19 protein-coding genes and 1 tRNA gene are annotated in these 23150 nt (G+C 68.3%); 13 read left to right on the top strand and 7 right to left on the bottom strand.

Going from position 1 to position 23150, the window contains the following annotated elements:
• The first annotated feature begins 1 nt into the window (after position 1).
• The 3 genes from ACW7GZ_RS04985 (at position 2) to ACW7GZ_RS04975 (ending at position 3923) form a co-directional block, all read left to right on the top strand.
• Positions 2-1255 carry an HlyD family secretion protein gene (locus tag ACW7GZ_RS04985; RefSeq protein ID WP_457008178.1) on the top strand — a complete coding sequence of 418 codons (1254 nt, stop codon included), beginning with the start codon at positions 2-4 and terminating at the stop codon, positions 1253-1255.
• Positions 1252-3381 (top strand): peptidase domain-containing ABC transporter, encoded by a 2130-nt coding sequence (locus ACW7GZ_RS04980; RefSeq protein ID WP_457003591.1) that lies wholly within the window; start codon positions 1252-1254, stop codon positions 3379-3381. Before ACW7GZ_RS04985 ends, ACW7GZ_RS04980 begins: the two co-directional genes overlap by 4 nt.
• Before the next feature lie 86 nt (positions 3382-3467).
• Entirely contained in the window at positions 3468-3923 is a 456-nt protein-coding gene (locus ACW7GZ_RS04975; protein ID WP_457008176.1) for a helix-turn-helix domain-containing protein, read from the top strand.
• A 42-nt stretch (positions 3924-3965) separates the two neighbouring features.
• On the opposite strand, the gene ACW7GZ_RS04970 is transcribed toward ACW7GZ_RS04975, so the two are convergent.
• The gene (locus tag ACW7GZ_RS04970) at positions 3966-5369 is read right to left on the bottom strand and encodes a GntP family permease (protein WP_457003595.1); all 1404 of its coding nucleotides are present in this window, start codon (positions 5367-5369) and stop codon (positions 3966-3968) included.
• Positions 5370-5537: 168 nt separating this feature from the next.
• Between ACW7GZ_RS04970 and ACW7GZ_RS04965 the strand changes: the two genes are divergently transcribed.
• The 3 genes from ACW7GZ_RS04965 (at position 5538) to ACW7GZ_RS04955 (ending at position 11815) form a co-directional block, all read left to right on the top strand.
• Complete coding sequence (locus ACW7GZ_RS04965; protein WP_457003597.1) at positions 5538-7811, top strand: TonB-dependent receptor; 2274 nt, start codon at positions 5538-5540, stop codon at positions 7809-7811.
• Between the two features lie 118 nt (positions 7812-7929).
• The gene (locus tag ACW7GZ_RS04960) at positions 7930-11274 is read left to right on the top strand and encodes a hybrid sensor histidine kinase/response regulator (protein WP_457008174.1); all 3345 of its coding nucleotides are present in this window, start codon (positions 7930-7932) and stop codon (positions 11272-11274) included.
• Between the two features lie 52 nt (positions 11275-11326).
• Positions 11327-11815 (top strand): NUDIX hydrolase, encoded by a 489-nt coding sequence (locus ACW7GZ_RS04955; protein WP_457003601.1) that lies wholly within the window; start codon positions 11327-11329, stop codon positions 11813-11815.
• Positions 11816-11824: 9 nt separating this feature from the next.
• Here ACW7GZ_RS04955 and ACW7GZ_RS04950 read toward each other — a convergent pair whose 3' ends face one another.
• Both ACW7GZ_RS04950 and ACW7GZ_RS04945 read right to left on the bottom strand, forming a co-directional pair.
• The gene (locus tag ACW7GZ_RS04950; protein ID WP_457003603.1) at positions 11825-12496 is read right to left on the bottom strand and encodes a response regulator; all 672 of its coding nucleotides are present in this window, start codon (positions 12494-12496) and stop codon (positions 11825-11827) included.
• A gap of 21 nt (positions 12497-12517) precedes the next feature.
• Complete coding sequence (locus ACW7GZ_RS04945; protein WP_457003604.1) at positions 12518-13351, bottom strand: 3-hydroxybutyrate dehydrogenase; 834 nt, start codon at positions 13349-13351, stop codon at positions 12518-12520.
• A 103-nt stretch (positions 13352-13454) separates the two neighbouring features.
• On the opposite strand from ACW7GZ_RS04945, the gene ACW7GZ_RS04940 reads away from it, so the two are divergent.
• The 7 genes from ACW7GZ_RS04940 (at position 13455) to ACW7GZ_RS04910 (ending at position 20055) form a co-directional block, all read left to right on the top strand.
• Complete coding sequence (locus ACW7GZ_RS04940) at positions 13455-15329, top strand: 3-hydroxybutyrate oligomer hydrolase family protein (protein WP_457003606.1); 1875 nt, start codon at positions 13455-13457, stop codon at positions 15327-15329.
• A gap of 240 nt (positions 15330-15569) precedes the next feature.
• Positions 15570-16202, top strand: coding sequence for a CDP-alcohol phosphatidyltransferase family protein (locus ACW7GZ_RS04935; RefSeq protein ID WP_457003608.1), 633 nt, complete (start codon positions 15570-15572; stop codon positions 16200-16202).
• Positions 16103-17659, top strand: coding sequence for a class III poly(R)-hydroxyalkanoic acid synthase subunit PhaE (gene phaE, locus ACW7GZ_RS04930; protein ID WP_457008613.1), 1557 nt, complete (start codon positions 16103-16105; stop codon positions 17657-17659). Before ACW7GZ_RS04935 ends, phaE begins: the two co-directional genes overlap by 100 nt.
• A 1-nt stretch (position 17660) precedes the next feature.
• Positions 17661-18725: a class III poly(R)-hydroxyalkanoic acid synthase subunit PhaC gene (gene phaC, locus ACW7GZ_RS04925; protein ID WP_457008172.1), complete on the top strand. Its 1065-nt coding sequence runs from the start codon at positions 17661-17663 to the stop codon at positions 18723-18725.
• Positions 18722-18922, top strand: a complete 201-nt coding sequence (locus tag ACW7GZ_RS04920) for a PspC domain-containing protein (RefSeq protein ID WP_457008170.1) — start codon at positions 18722-18724, stop codon at positions 18920-18922. The genes phaC and ACW7GZ_RS04920 overlap by 4 nt, the downstream gene beginning before the upstream one ends.
• An 11-nt stretch (positions 18923-18933) precedes the next feature.
• Positions 18934-19398 (top strand): hypothetical protein, encoded by a 465-nt coding sequence (locus ACW7GZ_RS04915; protein WP_457008168.1) that lies wholly within the window; start codon positions 18934-18936, stop codon positions 19396-19398.
• Positions 19399-19650: 252 nt separating this feature from the next.
• Positions 19651-20055 carry a hypothetical protein gene (locus ACW7GZ_RS04910; protein WP_457003615.1) on the top strand — a complete coding sequence of 135 codons (405 nt, stop codon included), beginning with the start codon at positions 19651-19653 and terminating at the stop codon, positions 20053-20055.
• Between the two features lie 12 nt (positions 20056-20067).
• Here the strand turns inward: ACW7GZ_RS04910 and ACW7GZ_RS04905 are convergent, their stop codons facing one another.
• The 4 genes from ACW7GZ_RS04905 to metX all read right to left on the bottom strand — a co-directional run bounded on the left by ACW7GZ_RS04905 (position 20068) and on the right by metX (position 23089).
• On the bottom strand, positions 20068-20865 hold the full coding sequence (locus ACW7GZ_RS04905) for an NRDE family protein (protein ID WP_457008166.1): 798 nt from the start codon (positions 20863-20865) through the stop codon (positions 20068-20070).
• Between the two features lie 275 nt (positions 20866-21140).
• Positions 21141-21227: transfer RNA gene (locus tag ACW7GZ_RS04900), tRNA-Leu, on the bottom strand.
• A 52-nt stretch (positions 21228-21279) separates the two neighbouring features.
• A complete protein-coding gene (locus tag ACW7GZ_RS04895; protein WP_457008164.1) occupies positions 21280-21891 on the bottom strand; it encodes a cysteine dioxygenase in 612 nt (203 codons plus the stop codon).
• 82 nt (positions 21892-21973) lie between these two features.
• A complete protein-coding gene (metX, locus tag ACW7GZ_RS04890) occupies positions 21974-23089 on the bottom strand; it encodes a homoserine O-acetyltransferase MetX (protein WP_457003621.1) in 1116 nt (371 codons plus the stop codon).
• Positions 23090-23150: the final 61 nt, after the last annotated feature.

The raw sequence follows: 23150 nt of genomic DNA, 5'->3' as shown, positions 1-23150 counted from the left end.
CGTGGGCGAACTGTTCCGCAAGGAGGTCCAGCGTGCGCGGACGCCCGGGCTGGAGGGAAACGTCCTGCTGGCCCGTCCACTTCCGTTTGTCTGGGCCGCTTGGTCGATGTTCGTGGTCATCGCCTTGGCCGTGACGTTCCTGTCGATCTCGGAGTATTCACGGAAGGAGCGGGTGCGGGGAGTGATCGAGCCAGTCAAGGGGCTGATCCAGGTGCGCACGCAGGGGAGCGGGGTCGTGGAACGGGTGGCAGTGAGGGAAGGCGACCTGGTTGCCGCCGGGCAGACGCTCATGCTGACGCGTTCCGACAGCTTCGTACCGGGCGTGGGAGACATGAACCAGTCGATCGTGGCGGAGCTCGAGCGCATGCAGGCCGGGTTCGAGGAGCAGATCGACAACGAGCGGGGGCGCCACGTCATGCAGGTCGAGGCGATCACCGGTCGGCAGGCCCTCATCGAGAGGCAGCTTGACTCCATCGGCGGACAGCTGGCGACGAGCGATCGCAGGATCGTGATCAACCAGGACCTGCTGGCGAAGCTGACCTCGCTCGGGAGAGAGGGCTACGCGTCCCAGCTGGAGATCCGCCGACAGGAGGATGTCACGCTGGCACTGTCGCAGCAGCGCGAGGAGCTCGTGACCCGTGAAATCGATTTGCGCCACCAGCGGCAGGCCATTGCCGACGAGTACGCTGCGCTCCCGGGCGATCACCGCGATGCGGTTGCGCGCCTGGAGGCGCAGAAAGCGGATACCGCCAACCAGTTGGTACGCGTGCGCGGTGATCATGCGAGCGAACTGAAGGCCTCGGTTTCGGGGCGCGTGAGCGGCATCGTCGCACGCGAAGGCCAGCATCTCGCGATTGCCCAGGTCGTGATGAATATCGTTCCGGAGGACAGCTCGTTGCATGCGGTCCTCCACCTGCCCGAGAGCGCGGTGGGTTTCGTCGAATCCGGCCAACAGGTCCGGATCCGGCTCGACGCCTTCCCGTACCAGCGCTTTGGATCGCAAACCGCACGAGTGGTCCAGGTAGGGGACACGCTGGTCTATCCCGAAGCAGCCGAACGCCCGGGGCATGCAGGACAGACGGAGCCGTCGTACAGGGTCTTTGCCGAACTCACCGACGCGTCGGTCCGTGGATACGGGCGGAGTTTCACGGTCCGGCCCGGGATGGAGTTTGAAGCGGACATCATTACCGAGAAGCGGTCGCTGGTGCGCTGGCTCTTCGACCCTGTCTTCAGCATCAAGGGTCGATTCCAATGAGCGCGGCCGTGCCCGGGATCGGCTTCTTCGCGCGGCGAGAGGTCAGGCTCCTGCAGCAGTCGGAAGCGGCCGAATGCGGGATTGCCTGCCTGGGCATGGTGGCCGGATTCCACGGTCATCACGTCAGCCTGGTTGAACTCCGGCGGCTGTTCTCCGTGTCCATGGCGGGGACCACCCTCGCTGACCTGGTGGATTTCGCCGACAGGCTCGGCCTTGCCGCACGCGCACTCCGGCTCGAGCTTGACCAGGTTGCCTTGTTGTCCAGACCGGCGATCCTGCACTGGGACCTCAACCATTTCGTGGTTCTGGCCAAAGTGTCGCGGCGTGGCTTTCTTGTATTCGACCCGGCTTCGGGCCACAGGTGGATCAGCCGCGAGGAGCTGTCTGCGCGATTCACGGGCGTTGCATTGGAACTGACGCCGACCCGTGACTTTTCCGTCAAGGCACCGGGCCAAGCGTTGGGGCTGGCAGACTTCTGCGCCAACGTCGTGGGGTTGAAGCGCTACCTGGCGCTGGTGCTGTGCCTCTCGATCGTGTTGCAGACGCTCATGATCGCGGGACCCTATTACATGCAGCTGGTCGTGGACGATGTCCTCATGACGTCCGACATGCAGCTGTTGCTCGTACTCGCGCTAGGGTTCTCGATGCTGCTTGTCTTCGAGGTGATCGCCGAAGGACTTCGCGGCCTTGCACTGCTCCATCTTGGAAGCCTCATGAGCCTCCAGATGACCGTTAATCTGTTCCACCACCTGGTCCGGCTTCCGCTCGCATACTTCGAGAAGCGCCACATGGGTGACATTGTCTCGCGCTTCGGATCGCTGTCATACGTCAAGGACCTGCTGACCAAGGGCTTGGTGGAGGCGCTGATCGATGGAGTGATGGTGGTTGCGGTTGTGGTCGTGCTCTTCATTTACAGCCGTTTGCTCGCCTCCATCGTGGTCGTTGCCGCGATTCTCTATGCGCTGGTTCGCCTCATCATGTATCGCTCGCTGCGCGATGCCTCGATGGCTGAAATCATGGCCCGCGCGAACGAGAACACCAGTTTCATGGAAACCGTACGTGGTATCCAGACGATCAAGCTGTTCGGTGCTGAAGCGAAGCGCGAAGGGCTGTGGCGTAACCTCCTCACCAACGCGACCAACAAGAAGCTCAGGCTCGGCGTGTTCAACGTGTCCTATCGCGGAATCAACCGGCTGCTCTTCGGCGTGGAGAACATCGTGGTCGTGTATGTCGCGGCGAAGCTCGTCGTGGCCGGTGGATTCAGCGTCGGAATGCTGTTCGCGTTCATCGCCTACAAGACCCAGTTCATGGGCAAGTTCTCCTCGCTGGTGGAGAAGGGCATCGAATTCAGGATGCTCTCGCTCCATTTCGATCGCGTGGGCGACGTGGCCCTGTCCAAGCGGGAAGATGTTGGTGGTGGCGCCGCAGCCAATCATCGGGTCGAGGGTGCGCTGGAGCTGCGGAACATCGCTTTTCGCTACGCGGAGGCGGGCCGGGACCTTGTGTCTGGACTGTCGCTCGACATCCGACCGGGGGAGTTCGTCGCGATTGTAGGACCGTCAGGCTACGGCAAGACGACGGTCATGAAGCTCATGCTCGGTCTCCTCGATCCGACGGAAGGCGAGGTCCTCGTGGACGGTGTTCCGCTCCGCCAGGTCGGGCTTGACCGGTACCGGCGGCAGGTCGCGGCGGTGATGCAGGAGGACCAGCTGCTGTCAGGCTCGATCGTGGACAACATCGCTTTCTTCGATGAAAAAGTCGATATGGCGAGGACGGTGTCGTGCGCACGGATGGCGGCCATGGATGAGGCGATCCGGGCGATGCCAATGGGCTACAACAGTCTGATCGGTGACATGGGCTCTTCTCTTTCGGGGGGGCAGAAGCAGCGGCTGCTCCTCGCTCGCGCCCTGTACCGGCAGCCTTCGATCCTGTTCCTCGATGAAGCAACGAGCCATCTCGATGCGCGGACCGAAGCCGGTATCAACGTTGCACTCCGGCAACTCCGTATTACACGAGTGGTCATCGCACACCGCAGTGAAACCATCGCATGCGCGGACCGCGTCATCGACCTCTCGACCATCGACATCGCCGCGCGAGGGCGACTGGTGCATGAATTCGCGACTTGAACCGAGCTGGGAGCGTCCCGTTCCGTGACGGCTCTCGCGAAAGTGCAGCTTCCCCGTACTTGGCCCTGCCGCGGCAGCTGCCTAGGATGTCAGCAGGTGTTACGGACGACACTGGGGGAAACATGAGGGGAACACTGCCGGACCGGATCCGCTCGGCAAGGCGACGCAAGGGTTGGAGCCAATCCGAGTTGGGCGCGAGGCTCGGGGTGACAGCCAGCGCCGTCGGACACTGGGAGCGTCCCGCGGGACACGCACCTTGCCTCTCGCGGGTGATGCAGCTCGCCGGGACACTTGGGGTAGGCATCGAATGGCTGATCAGCGGACGGGCGGATGGGGGCGTCCACGCGCGCCTTGAGGGTGTGCCTCACACTGAGGTTCCGGACCAGCAGTTCGTTTTGGAGGCTTTGGCTACGCTCTCTCCGGACGCACGCCGGCTCGTGCTCGGGATGATGCGTGCGATCTGCACTTCGATGACCGAGCAGGCGTGTGGTTCGCGCGAACAGGCGGCTGGTGCGATGGCGCGCTACCTGGGCTTTGGATAGCTGACGGCGCCAGGATGGGCGCAATAGCGCGCAGGGCGCTGCTCAGACCAGCCCGGTCGCGTAGAACACGCCGATGATCACGAATACAGCGATGGTCTTGATGATCGTGATTGCGAAGATGTCCTTGTAGGCCTGGCGGTGGGTCAGGCCGGTGACCGCAAGCAACGTGATCACCGCGCCGTTGTGGGGCAGGGTGTCCATGCCGCCGGAGGCCATGGATGCCACGCGGTGCAGCACTTCCATCGGGATCCCGGCGGCGTTGGCGTTGGCGATGAAGGTGTCGGCCATGGCGGCCAGCGCGATCGACATGCCGCCCGAAGCCGAACCGGTGATGCCGGCCAGCGCGGTCACCGTGACTGCTTCGTTGACCAGGGGGTCGGGGATGGCTCCGAGGGCGTCGGCAACCAGCAGGAAGCCGGGCAGCGCGGCGATCACGGCGCCGAAGCCGTATTCGGACGCGGTGTTCATCGATGCCAGCAGCGCGCCGCCGATCGCGGACTTCGTGCCTTCGGCGAAGTGCTTGAACACCGTCTTCCAGGCAAACACCAGCACCGTCACGATGCCGATCAGCAGTGCGCCCATGACCGCCCAGATCGCGGCGATCTTCGCCACTTCCTGCACCACCGGCGCCGGGTTGCCGACCACCGCGGGGATGAAGCTGTGGCTGTCGCCGTACCAGCCCGGGATCAGCCGGGTCAGCACCAGGTTCGCAACGCCCACCATCACCAGCGGCAGCAGCGCGATCAGCGGGTGTGCGAGCCGGTCGCCGACGAAGGGCGCAGGTTCGTTGAGCAGGGTGGCCGGGTCGCCGTAGCCCTCGCCGGCGCGCTGCGCCACGCGTCGGCGCCAGTCGAGGTAGGACAGGCCGACGATGATGATGAAGACGCCGCCGATCGTGCCCAGTATCGGTGCGGCCCAGGTGTTGGTGCCGAAGAACGCGGTCGGGATGATGTTCTGGATCTGCGGCGTGCCGGGCAGCGCGTCCATGGTGAAGGTGAAGGCGCCCAGCGCGATGGTGCCCGGGATCAGACGCTTCGGGATGTCGCTCTGGCGGAACAGTTCGGCGGCGAACGGATACACCGCGAACACCACCACGAACAGCGAGACGCCGCCGTAGGTGAGCAGCGCACAGACGATCACGATCGACAGCATCGCCCGCTGCGCGCCGACCACCTTGATCGTGGCGGCGACGATCGACTTGGAGAAGCCGGAGATCTCGATCAGCTTGCCGAATACCGCGCCCAGCAGGAAGACCGGGAAGTACAGCTTCAGGAAGCCGACCATCTTGTCCATGAACAGGCCGGTGAACATCGGCGCCACCAGCGAGGGGTCGGTCAGCAATACCGCGCCCAGGGCCGCGATCGGCGCGAACAGGATCACGCTGTGGCCGCGGTAGGCGACGTACATCAGGAAGACCAGCGCAGCGAGCACGATCAGGAACGACATCGGCAACCCTTCGATCGTGCGGCGCACGACTCCACGGGCGACAGTGTTCCCGCCAGCCGCGGTCGCGGCCCATTGTCCGAAGGTACGATGCCGCCGCGTGCGCCGCCTCCCTAGTCTTGGCACCACGCGGCAATCGGCCGCGCGCTACCAGCATTTCCCGGGGACCCCATGAAGCCTGCCAAGATCCGCGCCACCTCACTCAGCCTGGCGATCGTCGTGGCCCTGGCCGCGCCCACCCTGCATGCGCAGGACGCCGTTCCGGCCCAGGCCCAGCCCGCGAGCAGCGCCACCGACCTCGACACCATCACCGTCACCGCCCGCCGCCGCGTCGAGTCCATCCAGGACGTGCCGGTCGCGGTCAGCGCGTTCGGCGAGGAAGAGCTGAAGGACCTCCAGGCCAGCGACGTCAGCGGCCTGCAGGGCGCGGTGCCCAACCTCAACATCGTCCAGGGCCGCGGCTCGGCGAACAGCGTCAACGTCTTCATCCGCGGCATCGGCCAGCCCGACGCGCTGCAGAGCTTCGACCCGGGCGTGGGCATGTACGTCGACGACGTCTACTACTCGCGCATCAACGGCTCGATGTTCTCGCTGTTCGACGTCCAGCAGGTCGAAGTGCTGCGCGGCCCCCAGGGCACGCTGTACGGCAAGAACTCCACCGGCGGCGCGATCAAGATCACCACCCGTGATCCCTTCGAGCACAGCGGCGGCGCGGCCGAGCTGACGATCGGCGACTACGGCCGCCAGGAAGTGCGTGGTTACGCCAGCGGCCAGCTGAGCGACACCGTCGCCGCGAGCGTCGCCGTGGCCTCGATCCGCAACGACGGCTACGTGCGCGACACGGTCACCGGCCGCCACTACAACAACGACGACACCCAGGCCATCCGCGCAAAGATCGCGTTCCAGCCCAGCGACACCTTCCGCGCCACGCTGTCGTTCGACCACACCGAGCAGGACGCCGCGCCGACCATGGGCCGGCCGATGGCACCGCTGCTGCAGACCGACCTGGGCTACCCGCTCATCGGTCTCCCGGGCACCGTGGTGCTGCAGCCGGGCGAGACCGGCGAATGGAACCACCGTTCGCAGACCTCGTTCCTGCCGCCCGGCCACGGCCAGAAACTTGAGCATTCGGGCGCCTCGCTGTCGATGGAATGGGATGTCAGCGAGCAGTGGCTGCTCAAGAGCATCACCTCGCATCGCCGCCTGAAGACCGACTCGTTCATCGACATCGACGCCAGCGAGTTCGAGCTGGGCGACGTGCTGGTGTCGCTCGACCAGGAGCAGACCAGCCAGGAATTCCAGCTGCAGTACGACAACGGTGGCAATCTGCAGGCGACGTTTGGTGCCTATTACATGCGCGAGGACGTGCCGTCCTACCAGGAAGCCTACGCCGACGACCTGTTCGCGCTGTTCGGCGCGCCGGTTCCCTTCCTGCGCACCATCGACGATGACCTGACCACCACCAGCGTCGCCGCGTTCGCCCATGCCAACTGGGAGTTCGCGCCGACCTGGAACCTCGCCGGTGGCGTGCGCTGGACGCGCGACGAGAAGGAATACGACCGCACGACCAGCACCTTCTGGGGCGGAGGCTTCGAGGGCATCAACGAGACCGTGGCATTCAAGGCCAAGGCCAACTGGACCGCGGTGACGCCGTCGGTGAGCCTGCAGAAGGCTTTCAGCGACAACCTGATGGGCTATGTGTCCGCCAACCGCGGCTTCAAGTCCGGCGGCTTCAACGGCCGCGCCAACACCGTCTATGACACCCAGAACGCGAAGTTCGATCCCGAGTACGTCTGGACCTACGAGCTCGGCCTGAAGGCGAGCTCCAGTGACGGCCGCCTGCGCGGCAGCGTCGCGGCGTTCAAGAGCGACTACAGCGACTTCCAGGCGCGCGTCTCGCAAGACGTCGGCACCTTCCCGGTGCTCAACGCGGCCGAGCTCGACATCATGGGCATCGAGTTCGAGGGCAGTGCGCGCTTCGGCGAAGCCACCGTGCTCAGCGCGCAAGTCGGCTGGCTGGATGCCGAGTACGACCGCTTCGACGATTTCCGCCTTGATCCGACGTATCCCGGCTTCGATCCCAACCTCAACCACGACCACGTGCCGTTCTCGCCTGACATGACGGCCCGCATCGCGCTGCAGCAGGGCTTCTCGCTGGGCGATGGCGGCCACCTCGGCGTCGGCGTGGATGCCTCCTACCGCAGCAAGACCTGGCTGTCGGTGGACAACCGCGCCGTGCTGAGCCAGGGCGCGTACACGCTGCTTGGTGCGTTCGGCGTGTGGGACTCGCCGCAGTACGTGTGGCAGGTCCGCGCCGGCGTGCGCAACCTGACCGACGAGGTCTACAAGACCGAAGGCCAGGAGTTCGCCAGCGTGGGCAACATCCAGACCGCCTACTACGGCCTGCCGCGCAACTGGTACATGTCGGTGCGTTACAACTTCTGATCGCCCTGTATCCAGGCGGTGATCACGGCGGCGGGCTTCGGCCCGCCGCTGCGTTATTCTGGGTCCGGTTGAGCGGGGACAGGCGCTTTGGGGACACAGGCTTGAGAGGCTGGCGGCAATGCTGAGCGTCGGCGTGGTGGTCGCGGCCGCGGTGCTGTGGCTTGCGCTGCTGTTCGGCGTCGCGGTCTATGCGGAGCGCCGGCCGGGAACGCTGGCGCGGCACTGGCGCCACGTCTATGCACTGTCGCTGGCGGTGCACTGCACCTCGTGGACCTTCTACGGCACGGTCACCCAGGCCGCGCGCTACGGCTGGCCGCTGCCGCCGACCTTCCTCGGCGCGATCGTGTTCTACATCGTGGCCTTCGCATTCATGCTGCGCCTGGTGCGACTGGCGCGCGAAAGCAATGCGACGTCGATCGCCGACCTGATCGCCACCCGCCTGGGCAAGGATCCGTGGCTTGCCGCGGTGGTCACCCTGGTTGCATTGCTGGGCATGGTTCCGTACATCGCGCTGCAGCTGAAGGCGGTGACGATGAGCTTCGCCACGCTGACCACGGGCGGCGAAGTCGGTACGGCGATCGCGCCCTGGCGCGACGGCGCGCTGTACGTGGCGCTGGCGATGGCAGTGTTCGCGATGGCCTTCGGCACCCGGCGCGCAAGCGCGGCCGAGCACAACCGCGGCCTGGTGCTGGCGATGGCTTTCGAATCGCTGTTCAAGCTGGTGGCGATGCTGGCGCTGGGTGCGCTGGTCTGGTTCGGCCTGGGCGAGATCGAAGTCGCGAAGGTGCCTTCGCCGCCGGCGCCGGTGGGAGGTTTCATCCCGCTGGTGCTGCTGGGCGCGCTGGCGATGTTCATCCTTCCGCACCAGTTCCACGTCGGCGTGGTCGAATGTCGCGACGAGCGCCACGTACTCACCGCACGCTGGCAGTTTCCGCTGTATCTGGTGTTGATCGCGCTGCCGACGCTGCCGCTGGCGCGAGCGGGCACGGCGTTGCTGGGCGACAGCGTGCCGCCGGACATGTACGCGCTGGCGCTGCCGGCCGCGCTGGGCCACCACGGGCTGGCGCTGTTCGCGTTCCTTGGCGGTCTGAGTGCGGCCACCGGCATGGTGGTGGTGAGTACGCTGGCGCTGAGCCTGATGATCGGCAACCACTTGTTCACGCCCGGCCTGCTGCGCGGCGCGTGGTCGGCCGGGCGCGGAGGCGACGACCGCCGCGGCGCGGTGCTGGCGTTGCGCCGCGCAGGCATCCTGGGCGTGATGCTGCTGGCCTGGGCCTACAGCCGGGTGATCGGCGGCAACCAGTCGCTCGCCGACGTCGGCGCGGTCTCGTTCTCGGCGCTGGCGACGCTGGCACCTGCGCTGTTCTGCGCCGTCTGGCGCACGCGCACGCCGGCGGTCGCGGCAACGTGGGGAGTGCTGGCCGGCTTCCTGGCCTGGGCCTGGGTGACGCTGGCGCCGATGCAGGTCGAGCTCGCCGGTGGCAGTGGCGACTGGCTGGCGGCCGGTCCCTTTGGAATTGCATGGCTGGCCCCGGACACGCTGTTCGGGCTGACCGGCTGGAGCCGGCTGGGGCGGGCGGTGGGCGCCAGCCTGTTCGTGGGTGCGGCGACCATGCTGGTGCTGTCGGCCTGGCTGTCCTCGCCGGATCGCGACGTGGCGCGCGGCTCCGACCTGCGTACGCTGCGCCAGGCCGGGCGGCGCTTCCTGCCAGTGCGTGCGGTGGATGAGTTGCTGCGCGGCGCGCCGCACAGCGGCCCGGTGCCGGTGCTGATCGAGGCGCGCTTCGAGCGCGAGCTGGCCGCGGTGCTGGGCAGCGCCTCGGCGCGATTGCTGCTTGACGCCGCGCGTCGCGAGGCTGGCCCCGACCTCGACACCGTGGCCGAGATCGTCGGTGAAGCCTCGCAGGACCTGCGCTTCAACCAGCGCGTGCTGCAGGCGGCGCTGGAGAACATGAGCCAGGGCATCAGCGTGGTCGATCGTGAGCTGCGGCTGGTGGCATGGAACCGGCCGTATGCGGAGCTGTTCGGCTATCCACCGGGGCTGCTGCGCATCGGAGTGCCCGTGGCGGAGCTGGTCTCGCACAACCTGGGCCGCGGACTTGTCGGCGATGTCGGTGCGCGTGTCGAGGGCGAGTCCGCAAAGCGCCTGGGGCACATGCAGGCCGGCACGCCCTATGTCAGCGAACGCGTGTTCCCGCACGGTGGCATGGTCGAGATCCGCGGCAACCCGATGCCGGGCGGCGGCTTCGTCGCCACCTTCACCGACGTCACCGCCTTCCGCCGCACCGAGGCCGAGCTCAAGCGCAGCAACGAGACGCTGGAGCAGCGCGTCGAGGAGCGCACCGCCAGCCTCGACCAGGCGCGGCGCGAAGCCGAGCGCGCCAACGAGGCCAAGAGCCGCTTCCTGACCGCGGTCGGGCATGACCTGCTGCAGCCGCTGCACGCGGCGCAGCTGTTCACCGACGCGCTGGCCGAGCAGGTGCAAGGTCGGCAGAAGGCTTCGCTGGGGCAGATCCGTGGCGCACTGGACTCCACCACCGACCTGCTCACCGGCCTGTTCGACATGGCACGCCTGGAGGCCGGCGGGCTGGTGCCGCAGCCGCGCGACTTCCCGTTGGCCGAAGTGCTGGAGCCGCTGGCCTCGGAGTTCCGCGCGCTGGCCGAAGACCGCGGCCTGCGCTTCGACCACGTCGCCAGCGATGCATGGACGCACAGCGATCCGCAGCTGTTGCGCCGCGTGCTGCAGAACTTCCTTGCCAACGCGGTGCGCTACACCGGGCAGGGCCGCGTGCTGCTGGGCGTGCGCCACGCGGGCGGCCAATTGCGGATCGAAGTGCACGACACCGGTCCGGGCATCGACATCGGGCAGCAGGCGCTGATTTTCGAGGAGTTCCGCCGTGGCGAAGGCGCGGGCGGGCAGGGGCTTGGTCTGGGCCTGGCGATCGCCGAACGCATTGCGCGGCTGCTGGGTTCGAGCGTCGAGCTGCGCAGCCGTCCAGGCGTCGGCACGGTCTTCGCCATCGCGCTGCCAACGGTCGCCACGCCGGCCGAAGCCGCCGCTGTCCCGGCCACGCGGGCGGGACTGGGCGGCGCCCACGTGCTGCTGCTCGACAACGACCCGATGGCGCTGGAATCGCTGGCAGCCCTGCTGCGCGGCTGGGGCTGCAGCGTCGACCTCGCCGCCGATGCAGGGGCGGCGCTCGCCGCGCATGCCGCGCGTCCCGCCGACCTGTGGCTGCTTGACTACCACCTCGATGACGGCCAGACCGGCATCGGCGCCTGGCTGCAGCTGTCGGCGCGCCATGGTGCCGTGCCCACCCTGGTACTCAGCGCCGACGCCACCGATGCGGTGCGCCGCGAAGTCGCCGAGCATGCCCTGGGCCTGCTGCAGAAGCCGGTGCGGCCGTTGGCGCTGAAATCGATGCTCGGCCGCATGCGGGTCAGGCCCGGGTCTGCGGGCTGAGCGCCTACAATCACCGGCTGTCCACAGTCCACAGCGCGCATTCCGCAGTCCGATGCCCTATACCCCGATCCTGGCCACGCTTGGCTACGTGCTTTCGCCCGACCGCCGCCGGGTGCTGATGGTCCATCGCAACGCGCGTCCCGGCGATCAGCATCTGGGCAAGTACAACGGGCTGGGCGGCAAGATCGAAGCCGACGAGGACGCGCTTTCCGGCATGCGTCGCGAGATCCGCGAGGAGGCCGCGATCGAATGCACGCAGCTGCAGCTGCGCGGCACCATCAGCTGGCCGGGCTTCGGCAAGCACGGCGAGGACTGGTTCGCCTTCGTCTTCCTGGTCACCGGGTTCACCGGCACGCCGCCGGCGTCGAACCCGGAAGGCACGCTGGAATGGATCGACATCGACCGCGTGCTCGAGCTGCCGCTGTGGGAGGGCGATCGCCACTTCGTGCCGCTGGTGTTCGACAACGACCCGCGCGCCTTCCACGGCGTCATGCCCTATCGCGAAGGACGCATGCAGTCCTGGGCGTTTTCCCGCATCTGAGCGCGCAGCTCAGTCGGCGCGTTCGACCTGGCGCGACGGGTCGCTGAGCTCGAGTTCGCGCAGTATCACGCCGGCCTGGGTGCGGTTGCGCACGCCGAGCTTCTCGAAGATCGCCGACAGGTGCGCCTTCACCGTGCGCTCCTGCACATCCAGGCGGTCCGCGACCTGCTTGTTGAGCAGGCCCTGGGCGACCAGTGCCAGCACCCGGAACTGCTGTGCGGTGAGGCTGGCCAGGCGCGCGGCAAGGTCCGTATCGCCAGGCGTGGATTGCGCGCGCGCAACAGCACCGCGCAGCGCCGGCGGCAGCCATTCCTCGCAGGCCAGCACGCTGCGGATCGCGTCGCGCATTTCGTCCAGGCCGGCGCTCTTGGGGATGTAGCCGGCGGCGCCGTGGTCGAGCGCGCGGCGCACCACGCGCGGGTCTTCGTTGGCCGAGACCAGCACCACCGCGACAGCCGGGAACTGCGCCCTGATCGCGGCCAGGCCGGCCAGCCCGTGGTTGCCGGGCATGTGCAGGTCCAGCAGCACCAGGTCGATGTCGGGGCGCGATTCCAGCGCCGCCAGGGTGGCGTCAAGCGTTCCGGCCTCGATGGTTTCGGTGCCGGCCTCGGCCTCGACCGCGGCGCCACGCATGGCGGCGCGGAACAGCGGGTGGTCGTCGGCGATGAGCAGGGTGGCCATGGGGCGCGGGTTCCGGGTCTGCTACTGCGCCGTCCAGCCCCCGTCGACCGGGAACGAGGCGCCGGTGACGTTGTGCGCCTCGCGGCGACACAGCCAGGTGGCGAGCGCGCCGATCTCGGCGGGCAGGGTCATGCGCAGGCTGGGCTGCTTCTCGGACAGCAGCGCGCGCACGCCTTCGTCGCGGCTGCCGCCGTTCCGGCGCGCCTCGATCTGCGGCTCGATCAGCGGCGTCTCCACCCAGCCCGGGCAGATGCAGTTCACGGTCACGCCGCCGCTGTCGCGGCTGCCGGTCGCGGCGTATTCCAGCGCCGCCACCTTCGACAGGCCGACGATGCCGTGCTTGCTGGCGACGTACGGCGCCTTGTCCTTCGAGGCCACCAGGCCGTGCACGGAGGCGATGTTCACCACCCGCCCGAAGCCGCGCGCCGCCATCCCCGGCATGGCCAGGCGCATGGTGTGGAAGGCGGCGCTGAGGTTGATCGCGATGATCGCGTCCCACTTGCCGATCGGCATGTCGGCCAGCGGCACCGCATGCTGGATGCCGGCGTTGTTGACCAGCACGTCGATGGGCGACCAGGCGTCGATGTCGGCCATCATCGTGGCGATGGCTTCGGGATCGAGGAGATTGGCGTCGAAGTGGCGGACGTCGCTGCCACCGGCGGCCTGCACGGCGTCGAGCGCCGCTTTGACCTGGGCGTCGTCGCCGAGGCCGTTGATCGCCACCCGCGCCCCGGCTTCGGCCAGCGAACAGGCGATGGCAAGGCCGATGCCCGAGGTGCTGCCGGTCACGAGCGCCGTGCGCCCGGAAAGAAAGGTGTCGGTCATGTCGGCGTGGCCTGGGGGAAGGATGTCCACGGTAGCAAATCCATGTGCCGCTCCACTGCGTACGAAAGTACGATGCCGGTCGGACCGGGCGCTGCTACGGTGCCTGCATTCCCTGCTCAAGAAGGTGGCGCGCGTGCGCAAGACTACGGACCCGACCCCGACCGCATCCGGGACGCGCCTGCTCGCGCTGGCGGCGCTGGCCGCCGCCGTGATCACCGCCGGCTGCGCTTCCACCGGCACGCGCGACATGGCCGGCGACGCGACCACGGAGACCCTGATGTTCGAACACCAGCGCAGCAGCACCCATCGTGACGGCGACGACCTGCTCACCGCCGGGCTGGGCATCGACGGCCTGCGCCAGATGGTGCCTCCGGCCTTTGCCGACGCCGAAGCGCCGACCGTCGCCGAGCTCCGTCGCCGCGCGCTGTGGAGCAACTGGCGCGGCATTGCCGACCTGGGGCCATCCGGTGGTTATGGCGAGCTCTACGGCAGCGTCGCGGCGGTGCCCGGGCGCGAGTTCTCGGGCTACGCCACCGTTCCGGGCGCGAAGCATCCGCACCGCGTCCTAGTGCAGCTGCCCGATGCCTTCGATGCCGCCAAGCGCTGCGTGGTGGTGACAGCCTCCTCGGGATCGCGCGGCATCTACGGCTCGATTGCCGTCGCCGGCGCCTGGGCCCTGCCGCGTGGCTGCGCGGTGGCCTACACCGACAAGGGCGCGGGCAGCGACTACTTCGACCTCGACGCCGGCATCGGCTTCGGCGCTGATGGTCGCGCGGTGGCCATCGGCACGGCCGATGACATCGCCTTCGTGCCCGATGCCGCGGGCGCCGCCACCGGCGTCGCCTTCAAGCACGCGCATTCGAAGGACAATCCGGAGGCCGACTGGGGCCGGCACGTGAAGCAGGCCGCCGAGTTCGCGCTGCAGTCCCTGGACGAGGCCCTGCCGGCGCAGGCGCCCTTCACCTTCGACAACACGCGGGTGATCGCGGTCGGTATCTCGAATGGCGGCGGCGCGGTGCTGCGCGCGGCCGAGATCGAGGGCGACTGGCTCGACGCCGTGGTGGCGGGCGAGCCCAACGTCCACGTCGATGCGCCCGGCGCGCGCACTCTGTACGACTACACCACCGAGGCCGCGCTGCTGATGCCCTGCGCGCTGCTGGATATGGAGAACCTGCCGCAGCCGCCGCTGCTCGACCAGGTCCGGCCGCTGTACGCGGCGCGCTGCGCATCGCTGGCGGCCGAGGGCCTGCTGCCGGGTGCCGATACCGCGAGCCAGGCGCGTGCGGCGCATGACGCGCTGCGCGACGCCGGCTGGAGTGATGAAGCGCTCCGCGCCGGCGCGCTGTCGGCGGGCTTCGACCTGTGGCGCGCGGTGGCTGCGACCTACGCCAGCGCCTACGGCCGCTACGGCGTGGGCGAGGGTCCATGCGGCTTCTCGTTCGCGGCCCAGGGCGCCGATTTCATGCCGCGCGCGGCCACGGCCGCCGAGCGCGCCGCCTGGTGGCCCGAGGCCAGCGGCATTCCCCCGGGTTCGGGCGTGGGCCTGGTCGACGCCGGCCTGGCGCCGCCCGACCTCACGCTCAAGGGCTTGCAGTGCCTGCGCGCGCTGTGGACGGGTGATGGCGCGGACGCCGAACGGGTCCGCTCCGGCATCGCGGCGACCCGTGCCGCGCCACCGCGTGCCGGGCTGCCGGTGATCGTGGTGCACGGCCTCGACGACGGCCTGATCCCGGTCGCGTTCAGCAGCGCACCCTACGTCGCCCAGGCCCGCGCCGCCGGCCGCGACGTGCGCTACTGGCAGGTGCGCAACGTGCAGCACTTCGACGGCTTCCTGCCGCTGCCCGACTACGGCGCGCGCTACCTGCCGCTCTTGCCCTATGTGTACGCGGCGCTGGACCGCGTCGACGCCCACCTCGATGGCGCGCCGCTGCCGGTGGATGCGGTGGTCGAGGCGATGCCGCGTGGGGCAGGGGTGTTGGAGGCTTCGCACCTGGCGGTTCCGCGCTGAGATTGATCGGGGGCAGGACGCACGACGGGGTGCGGTCACGGTGAATGAGCGGACCGGTCATACGATGGGGTGTCGGGCACACGATGCAGATGCCGGTCGCAGCTATAGCTGCTCCTACACAGCGCCCTGTGCCGGTGTGGGAGCGGCTATAGCCGCGACTCGGGGCTTCCGGTTGCGACTACTCCACGCCAACGGCGGATTTGGCATGCTGGCAGTCCTTTTCCCCGCGACGGAGCGGCGATGACCCGGCAGCGCCATTTCTCGATGATCCGCGACTTCCACCTCGCCGACTGGTTCACCCTTGCCAACGCCGTCTGCGGCACCGGTGCGATCTTCGCGGCCATGCGCTACCTGCAGGAGGGCGCGGGGGCGAACGGCATCCGTGACCTGATGCTGGGCATGGCGCTGATCCCGCTGGCCTTCGTGTTCGACGCGCTGGACGGCCGCGTCGCGCGCTGGCGCAAGGTCGCGTCCACCCTGGGCCGCGAGCTGGACTCGCTGGCCGACGTGATCTCCTTCGGCGTCGCCCCGGCCGCGCTCGGCTACGCCTGCGGCCTGCAGGGCGGCTGGGACTGGGTGATCCTGAGCTACTTCGTCGGCTGCGGTGTCAGCCGGCTGGCACGCTACAACGTCACCGCCGAGACTCTGGCCGATGGCGGCGACAAGGTGAAGTACTTCGAAGGTGCGCCGATTCCGAGCAGCGTCGGCATCGTACTGCTGCTGGCCGTGGCCGCCTGGCAGGGCGCACTGGGCAGCGATGTGTGGTTTGGGCAATGGCAGCTTGGTCCGTGGCAGCTGCACCCGCTGGTGCTGGTGTACGCGCTGTCGGGCTCGCTGATGATCAGCAAGACCATTCGCATCCCGAAACCCTGACCGCGCAGGCACCGCCATCCGCGGTTGCTATGATCGGAGCGAACAGACGGAGGCGCGTGATGTCGGGGAATCCACGGGACGATTTCGAATCACTGGCACGGCGCTATTGGGCCGCGTTGGGCGACGCGTTGCGGAATGCGGTGCCTGGTCCCGGTGGAGTGCCGGGCATGGGAGGAATCCCGGGCATCGGCGGCATCCAGGGCATGGGCGGCATGCCCGGCATGGGCGGTCCGCAGGTCGTGCCCCCGGGCGCGGAAGCGTGGCAGGAATCGCTGGACTGGTGGACGCGGCTGGCACATGGCGACCACACCGGGACCAACGATGCCCTCGCGCATTTCAACAGCCAGGCGCGGCAGTGGTATGCGCGGATGCAGGAAGTCGCGGCGCGCTTTTCCGGCCAGGAATCGAGCGCGGCCGACGTGGCCCGTGCCTGGAAGGAGGCGCTGGGAGCGGCCGGTGGGAACCCGTTCCCGGAGATGCTGCGCACGCTGCGCGGCAACGGCTTGCAGGGCCTTGAGCAGTGGATGGAGGACGCGTCGCCGTGGCTGGATTCGCTCCGCGACGAAGGCCTCTCCTGGCTGCGGATGCCGGCCTTCGGCGCCGACCGGGAAAAGCAGGAGCGCGCACAGGCGCTCGCGGCCCACGTGGCCGAATACCAGCAAGCGTCCAACGCTTACAGCGCGTTGATGCTCAAGGCCCAGCAGGAAGCGTTCGCCATCTTCGAGTCGAAGCTGATCGAACGCGAAGAGCCCGGCCGCCAGCTGCAGACCGCGCGCGCGCTGTTCGACCTGTGGATCGACGCCGCCGAGGAGGCTTATGCCGTGATCGCGCTGTCGCCCGAATTCCGCGAGGTCTACGGGCGCCTGGTCAACGCGCAGATGCGCGTGCGCGCCGGGGTGCAGCGCATGGTCGAGGAAGCCTGCGCGCAGTGGGGCATGCCCACGCGCAGCGAGCTTGATGGTGCGCACCGCAAGCTCGCACAGCTCGAGCGCGAGGTGCGGAAGCTGCGTGATGCGGTGGCACAGGGGCAGGGCAGCGGCGCACCGGCAGGCACTGTGAAGCAAGCTGCCAGGAGCGCGGCGTCGCCGGTCGTGAAGCGCGCGGCGGACAGCGTTGTCAGGAGTGCGGCGACGCCCGTGGCCAAGCGGGCTGCCAAGCGCACGAAGCCCAAGGTCGGGAAACGTCCCGCGGCCGCCGCCCCCGCGAAGGGCGCGAAGAAGGCGTCCCGGTCATCTGCCGGTAGCTTCGGCGGCGCGATAGCCGGTGCGGTGCCGCGCGCGCCGGAACCGATCGGATCGAAGCCGGAGTCAAAGTCGACGGCGACGGTCTCGAAGAAGGCGGCGAAGAAGGCCGTTAAGAAGGCGGAAAAAAAGGCGGCAAAAAAGGCGGCGAAGAAGTCCGCGAAAAAAGTCGCCAGGAAAACAGTGACCGGCACTGCGAAGAAGGGGAAGCGCTGACATGTACGGTCCGCTCAACATCACCCCGGCGGGACTCGCCGAAGAAGCGATGCGGCTGCAGCAGAAGCTCGCCGCCGGCCTGCAGGTGCTGCGCGAGGTCGATGACGTCGACTTCGGCGCCACCGAAAAACAGGAGGTCTGGCGCGACGGCAAGGTCGTGCTCTACCGCTTCATCGGTGATCGCGTACCCACCGCGAAGGTGCCGTTGCTCATTGCCTATGCGCTGGTCAACCGCCCCTACATGGTCGACCTGCAGGACAACAAGTCGCTGGTTCGACAGCTGCTCGCGCGCGGCGAGGACGTCTACATCATCGACTGGGGCTACCCGGACCGCTCCGACCGCTTCCTCACCTTGGAGGACTACATCGAGCGCTTCATCGGTGGCGCGGTGGACCACCTGCGCGCGGAGTACGGCCTGGATGGGGTCAACCTGCTCGGGATCTGCCAGGGCGGCGCGTTCTCGCTCAGCTATGCCGCGCTCAATCCCGGCAAGGTGCGCAACCTGATCACCATGGTCACGCCGGTGGATTTCCACACGCCGGACAACATGCTGTCCAACTGGACCCGCGGGATGGATGTCGACCTGTTCGTCGACACCCTGGGCAACGTGCCCGCCGACCTCATGAACATGTGCTACCTGACGCTGAAACCTTGGCGGCTGTTCGTCCAGAAGTACGTGGGCATGGCCGACATCCTCGACGACAAGGCGGCGATGGAGGACTTCCTGCGCATGGAGAAGTGGATCTTCGATTCGCCCGACCAGGCCGGCGAAGCCTTCCGCCAGTTCATCAAGCAGTTCTACCAGGGCAACGGGTTCGTCAAAGGCGGCATCGATATCGGCGGCCGTGAGGTACACCTCGGGCTGATAGACATGCCGGTGCTCAACATCTATGCCGAACAGGACCACCTGGTGCCGCCGTCGGCGTCCAGGCCGCTCGGCGGGCTGGTCGGCACCAGCGACTATTCCGAACTTTCTTTCCGCGGTGGCCACATCGGCATCTACGTTTCCGGCCGCGCGCAGAAGGAAGTCCCGGGCGCGATCCACGAGTGGCTGGGGCAGCGATGAGCGCGGACCGGCCCAGTCTCAGCCGTCCGCTTGACGACCGCGTGCTCGCCGGCGTGATCGGCGGCCTTGCGCGCAGGTTCGGGTTGAACTCTACCCTGCTGCGCGTGCTTTACGTGGTGTTTTCGGCGCTGTCGATCGCATTCCCGGGCATCCTCGTGTACCTGGTGCTGTGGCTGTTGATGCCCGAGGACGGCTAGCCGGCCCCGCAATGCGCGCGCTACGGCTGGTCGTGGGCGCAGTGGGCATGGCGTGGACGCTGCCTAATACCATGATCGGCTTGCTGGTCGGGATCGCCGCGCTTCCATTCGGCGCGCGCGGCAGCCTGCGCAGTCGCGATTTGGCGCTGGTCTTCGATGGCGTGCCGTGGGGCCCCGGCGGTGCGATGACCCTGGGCAACGTGATCCTGCATACCGGTGACAGCATCGACTGCGATTGCATGACCTACGCGCATCGTGCGGGACTGTGCGAGCAGCCCGCGGTGCGGCTCGCCGATCACGAGCGCGCCCATGTGCTGCAATACATGGTGCTGGGCCCGCTGTTCCTGCCGCTGTACTTCGCGTGCGGCGGGATTGGCGTGCGCAACCGCTTCGAGCGCGCGGCCGACCGCTATGCGCTCAGCGGCCGCGGCTGGTGGCCTTGGCCGGCACCGCCGACGAACGGTCGCCTCGATTGACGTTCCCATAACAGGAGCTGCGCTATCGTCGCAGGCGTCGAAGAAAAAGCGGAAAGGCTCCGGCCCGTACGCAATCGCTTCGACGACGAAAGGCTCAGCCGACCAGGGAAACCTGGACGACTGAGCCTTTCACATGTACGTCCCATACGGGTTTTCCCGAGGCGCGTCCGGGATGGTTGAAGCGCTAGTCTGGTGGCAATGGGATCTGGCCGCACGACTGGCCGGCCTGGCGAACCCGGAGAGCGAACGCCCATGAGTCCTGCCCGCCTGCGCGCCGACGTCACGCCCTGGTCGTTCCTGCTGCCGATGCTGCTCGCGGTGGCGGGCGGCATCCTGCTTGCCGACATCGTTCGTCACGTCACCGGTGCCGCCTTCGGTCCCGAGGAGCGGCAGCAGCCGACGGTCGCCGCCGTTGCAAAGCCGGATCAAGGCGACGGTGATGACCAGGACGACATGCATTCCGAAGAAACCGGGCGGGTCGAGGTCGGTGCCTCCAGCGGCGGTGGCGTGGTGCTGCTGCCCGGGCCGTCGACCGCGATGCGCGAAGGGGCCGATCGCGCCTGCATCAACGACACCATCGCCATGCGCCGGCCGAATGGTTGGGAACAGGGCCTGGAAGACAATGCGCCGCTGCGCTGCCGCGCAAGCTCGCCCTGACGCGCCAGGCCTTCAAGACCGCGGTCGCGGCACGAAGGCAAGGCTGCTGCCCAGCACGATCGCCCTGGGTCCGAAGCGGCGCTCCGCGAACACGAAGCCATCCTCGCCGGCCAGCACCAGCGTGCTGCAGCGCGTCCCGTAGTCGTCGCTGCTGACGAAGGGCGGCGACAGCCTCCGTTCCAGTTCCAGGCCGATGCCGGTGTCGGGCAGGGCATCGTCGGGCGCCAGCGTGGTATCGGCGAGCGCGGTGAACAGCGGTTCCAGCGACTCGGGGGCGGACAGCGGATCGAGCTTCGACAGTCCGGATTCCAGCCACGACGCCAGCGCGTGCGTGGCCAGCCCGCTCTTGGGCCAGGCGGCGTCGAAGGGACCGTTGGACATGGCGTGCAGGCCCGGTTCCACCAGCGCATGGGCGGCCGCCGGCCGGTTGCTCGCAAAGGCCAGGCGGGTGCCGTCGAATGCCAGCAGGTTGAATGGCCCGAACTCGTCCGCGCGTTCATCGAGCCCGGCGGTGAACTCCGGTGCGCCCGCGGTTCCACGTACGAAGTCGCGCACCAGCCAGCCGCGCGAGCGCGGCGCCGCTTCTGTTTGCAGGCCGTTGCGGACATTGGTGACCGCCGCCAGGCGGCCGGAGGTGGAGACCTGCAGCCAGCCGCCGCCCTGCACCAGGTCGCGGCCACCGTAGACCGCGGGATCGCCAGGGTCGAGGCCTGCGGCCGCAGTCGGCCGCGCGTGGGCCTCGTCGCGGTTGGCGGCGATGGCCAGCGGATAGCGGGGATGCTGGCGCCATGCGAGCGCAATCAGGCACATGCGGCCATGGTAGCGGCCTGGCGGATGCCGCGCCGGGCGCGTGGCCACGGGAGGCATGAAAAGAGGCGCCGGCCCAGCACCGTGGCCAATGGCCACGGCCGTAACTCCGTGTAGGCGGCGCTCCATCCGTTGGTGCGCTGTGCTGCCGGTCAGCACAGGATCGCCGCAAGCAAGGTTTGCCGGTATCGGCGTGCGTCCCGAATCAGGGTAGGAAAATTCCTACCCCTCCCTGGAGGCCGTGGGCTGCACCTCGTGGAACGCGCACAAGCAGTATCTGGTGCCGAAGGTGGGACTCGAACCCACACGGTTTTAAGGCCGGCGGATTTTGAATCCGCTGCGTCTACCGATTCCGCCACTTCGGCGCGGGCGGCAAGTATAGCGGCTGCGTGCCGCCTGCCGGTACGCCTGCGTCGCTCAGGCGGCCACGTCGGTGTGCAGCGCATTGTCGCGGCGCGCGTACCACTCGCCGGCGACAGGCTCGAAGCGCGAGCACAGCTCCAGCGGCGCCTCGTAGACGTGCAGGGAAATCGCGATCGCATCCGGATCGGCGTTGCGGATGGTGTGGTATTCGTGCGGCGGAATGAGGCTGCCGGCGCTGCCCGGGCCAGCCTGGATCCCGCCCGCGGAGCGGAAGCGGAAGCGTTCGCCGTCGCGCTCGAGCAGCTCGTACTGGTTGATCTCCAGCTGGCCTGTCCAGACGCCCTCCACGCACCAGCAGCCGGCATGGTCATGGATCGGCGTGCCCTGGCCCGGCCCCCAGGTCATTGCGACCACGCTGTAGCCGTGCCTGGCGCTGCGGTACAGCTCGCGGCGGGCGTAGTGGTCGGTGACCGGTTCATGGATGAAGGCGGGCAGGCGCACCGCGGGATCGCGGATCACCCCGCACATGAACTTGCGCAGCGCGGCAGTGACCGCATGGCCGTCGCCCGCGCCGACTGCTTCGTCGATGCCGGCGACCAGCAGCTCGCGGCCGGGGAAATCGATGTCGGGCAGCGCGTCGGGGGCGCGTTCGCTGGGCTGGGTCATGGCCCGAGTGTACGACGCCCGGGGCTGGCGGGTCGCCGCGCTGCAGCATGCGCGGCGTGTTCCGCAGGCGCGGTGCGCGGGCTCAGAGCCCACCCAGGAAGTCGCCGATCGCCGGGGAGAAACGCGCGAAGTCGACCAGGAAGGCGTCGTGACCCTGCGGCGACTCCAGCGGCAACAGGGTCGAATCGGCGCCGCCGGCGCGCAGGCCGTCGGCGATCTCTTCCTGTTGCTGCAGGGGGAACAGGATGTCGGTGTGGACGCCGATCGCCAGCGCGCGCTCGACGCGGATGCGCGCAAGCCCTTCCGCCGTGGTGCCGCCACAGGATTCGCCGATATCGAACCAGTCCATGCAGCGGCTGAGGTACAGATAGCAGTTGGGATCGAAGTTGCGCACGAAGCGTCGCGCATGCGCTTCCAGGTAGCTTTCGACCTCGAACTCGAGGCCGAAGGGGTCTTCGTCGTCGCGGCGGTCGGAATCCAGGCGCACGCGCCCGAAGCGGCCGTCCCATTCCAGCGCCGAACGGTAGGTGATCACGCCGAGCTTGCGCGCCATGCGCATGCCGCTGTCGGGATAGCGTTCTTCGCTGTAGTCGCCGTTGTTCCAGTGCGGGTCCAGGCGGATGGCCTCGCGCTGCAGGGAGCGGATCGCGATCGAAAACGGCAGCGCGCGCGCGGCGCCGGAGACGTTGACGTGGCTGCGGGCGATGCCCGGGTGGCGCGCAAGCAGCGCCAGCGACGCCATGCCGCCCATGGAGTTGCCGATTACGCAGGCCAGGCGCTCGATGCCGAGCGCATGCACCACGTGCGCGGCGCTGTCGGCAATGTCCTCGATGGCGACGTCGGGGAACGAGAGGCCATGGGCCCGACCGGTGGCGGGATCGATCGACGCGGGGCCGCTTGAACCTTTGCAACTGCCGAGCGCGTTGATGCAGACCACGTGCCAGCGGTTGGTGTCGATCGCCTTGCCCGGCCCAAGCATGGCCTCCCACCAGCCGGGCGCCGGGTTGTCGGCACTGGCGGCTGCGTGCGCGTCCGGCGACAGGCCGGCGAGGATGAGGATCGAGTTGTCGCCCGCGGCGTTGCGGGTGCCCCAGGTCTCGCAGGCGATGCGTCCGTGCAACAGCTCGCCCCCACGCTTCATGGCGAATGGCGAGGGGAGGTCGATGAAGCGCGTGCCGGGCGGGATGAATTCGGTCATGGCCGCAAGTTTAACGGCCGCCGCCGCGCGTGTCGGGCGGTACGGGTCCCATCCAGGGATG

It is taken from the genome of Luteimonas sp. A537 (genome assembly GCF_054052065.1).
This window is presented reverse-complemented; position numbering and strand designations above follow the sequence as displayed.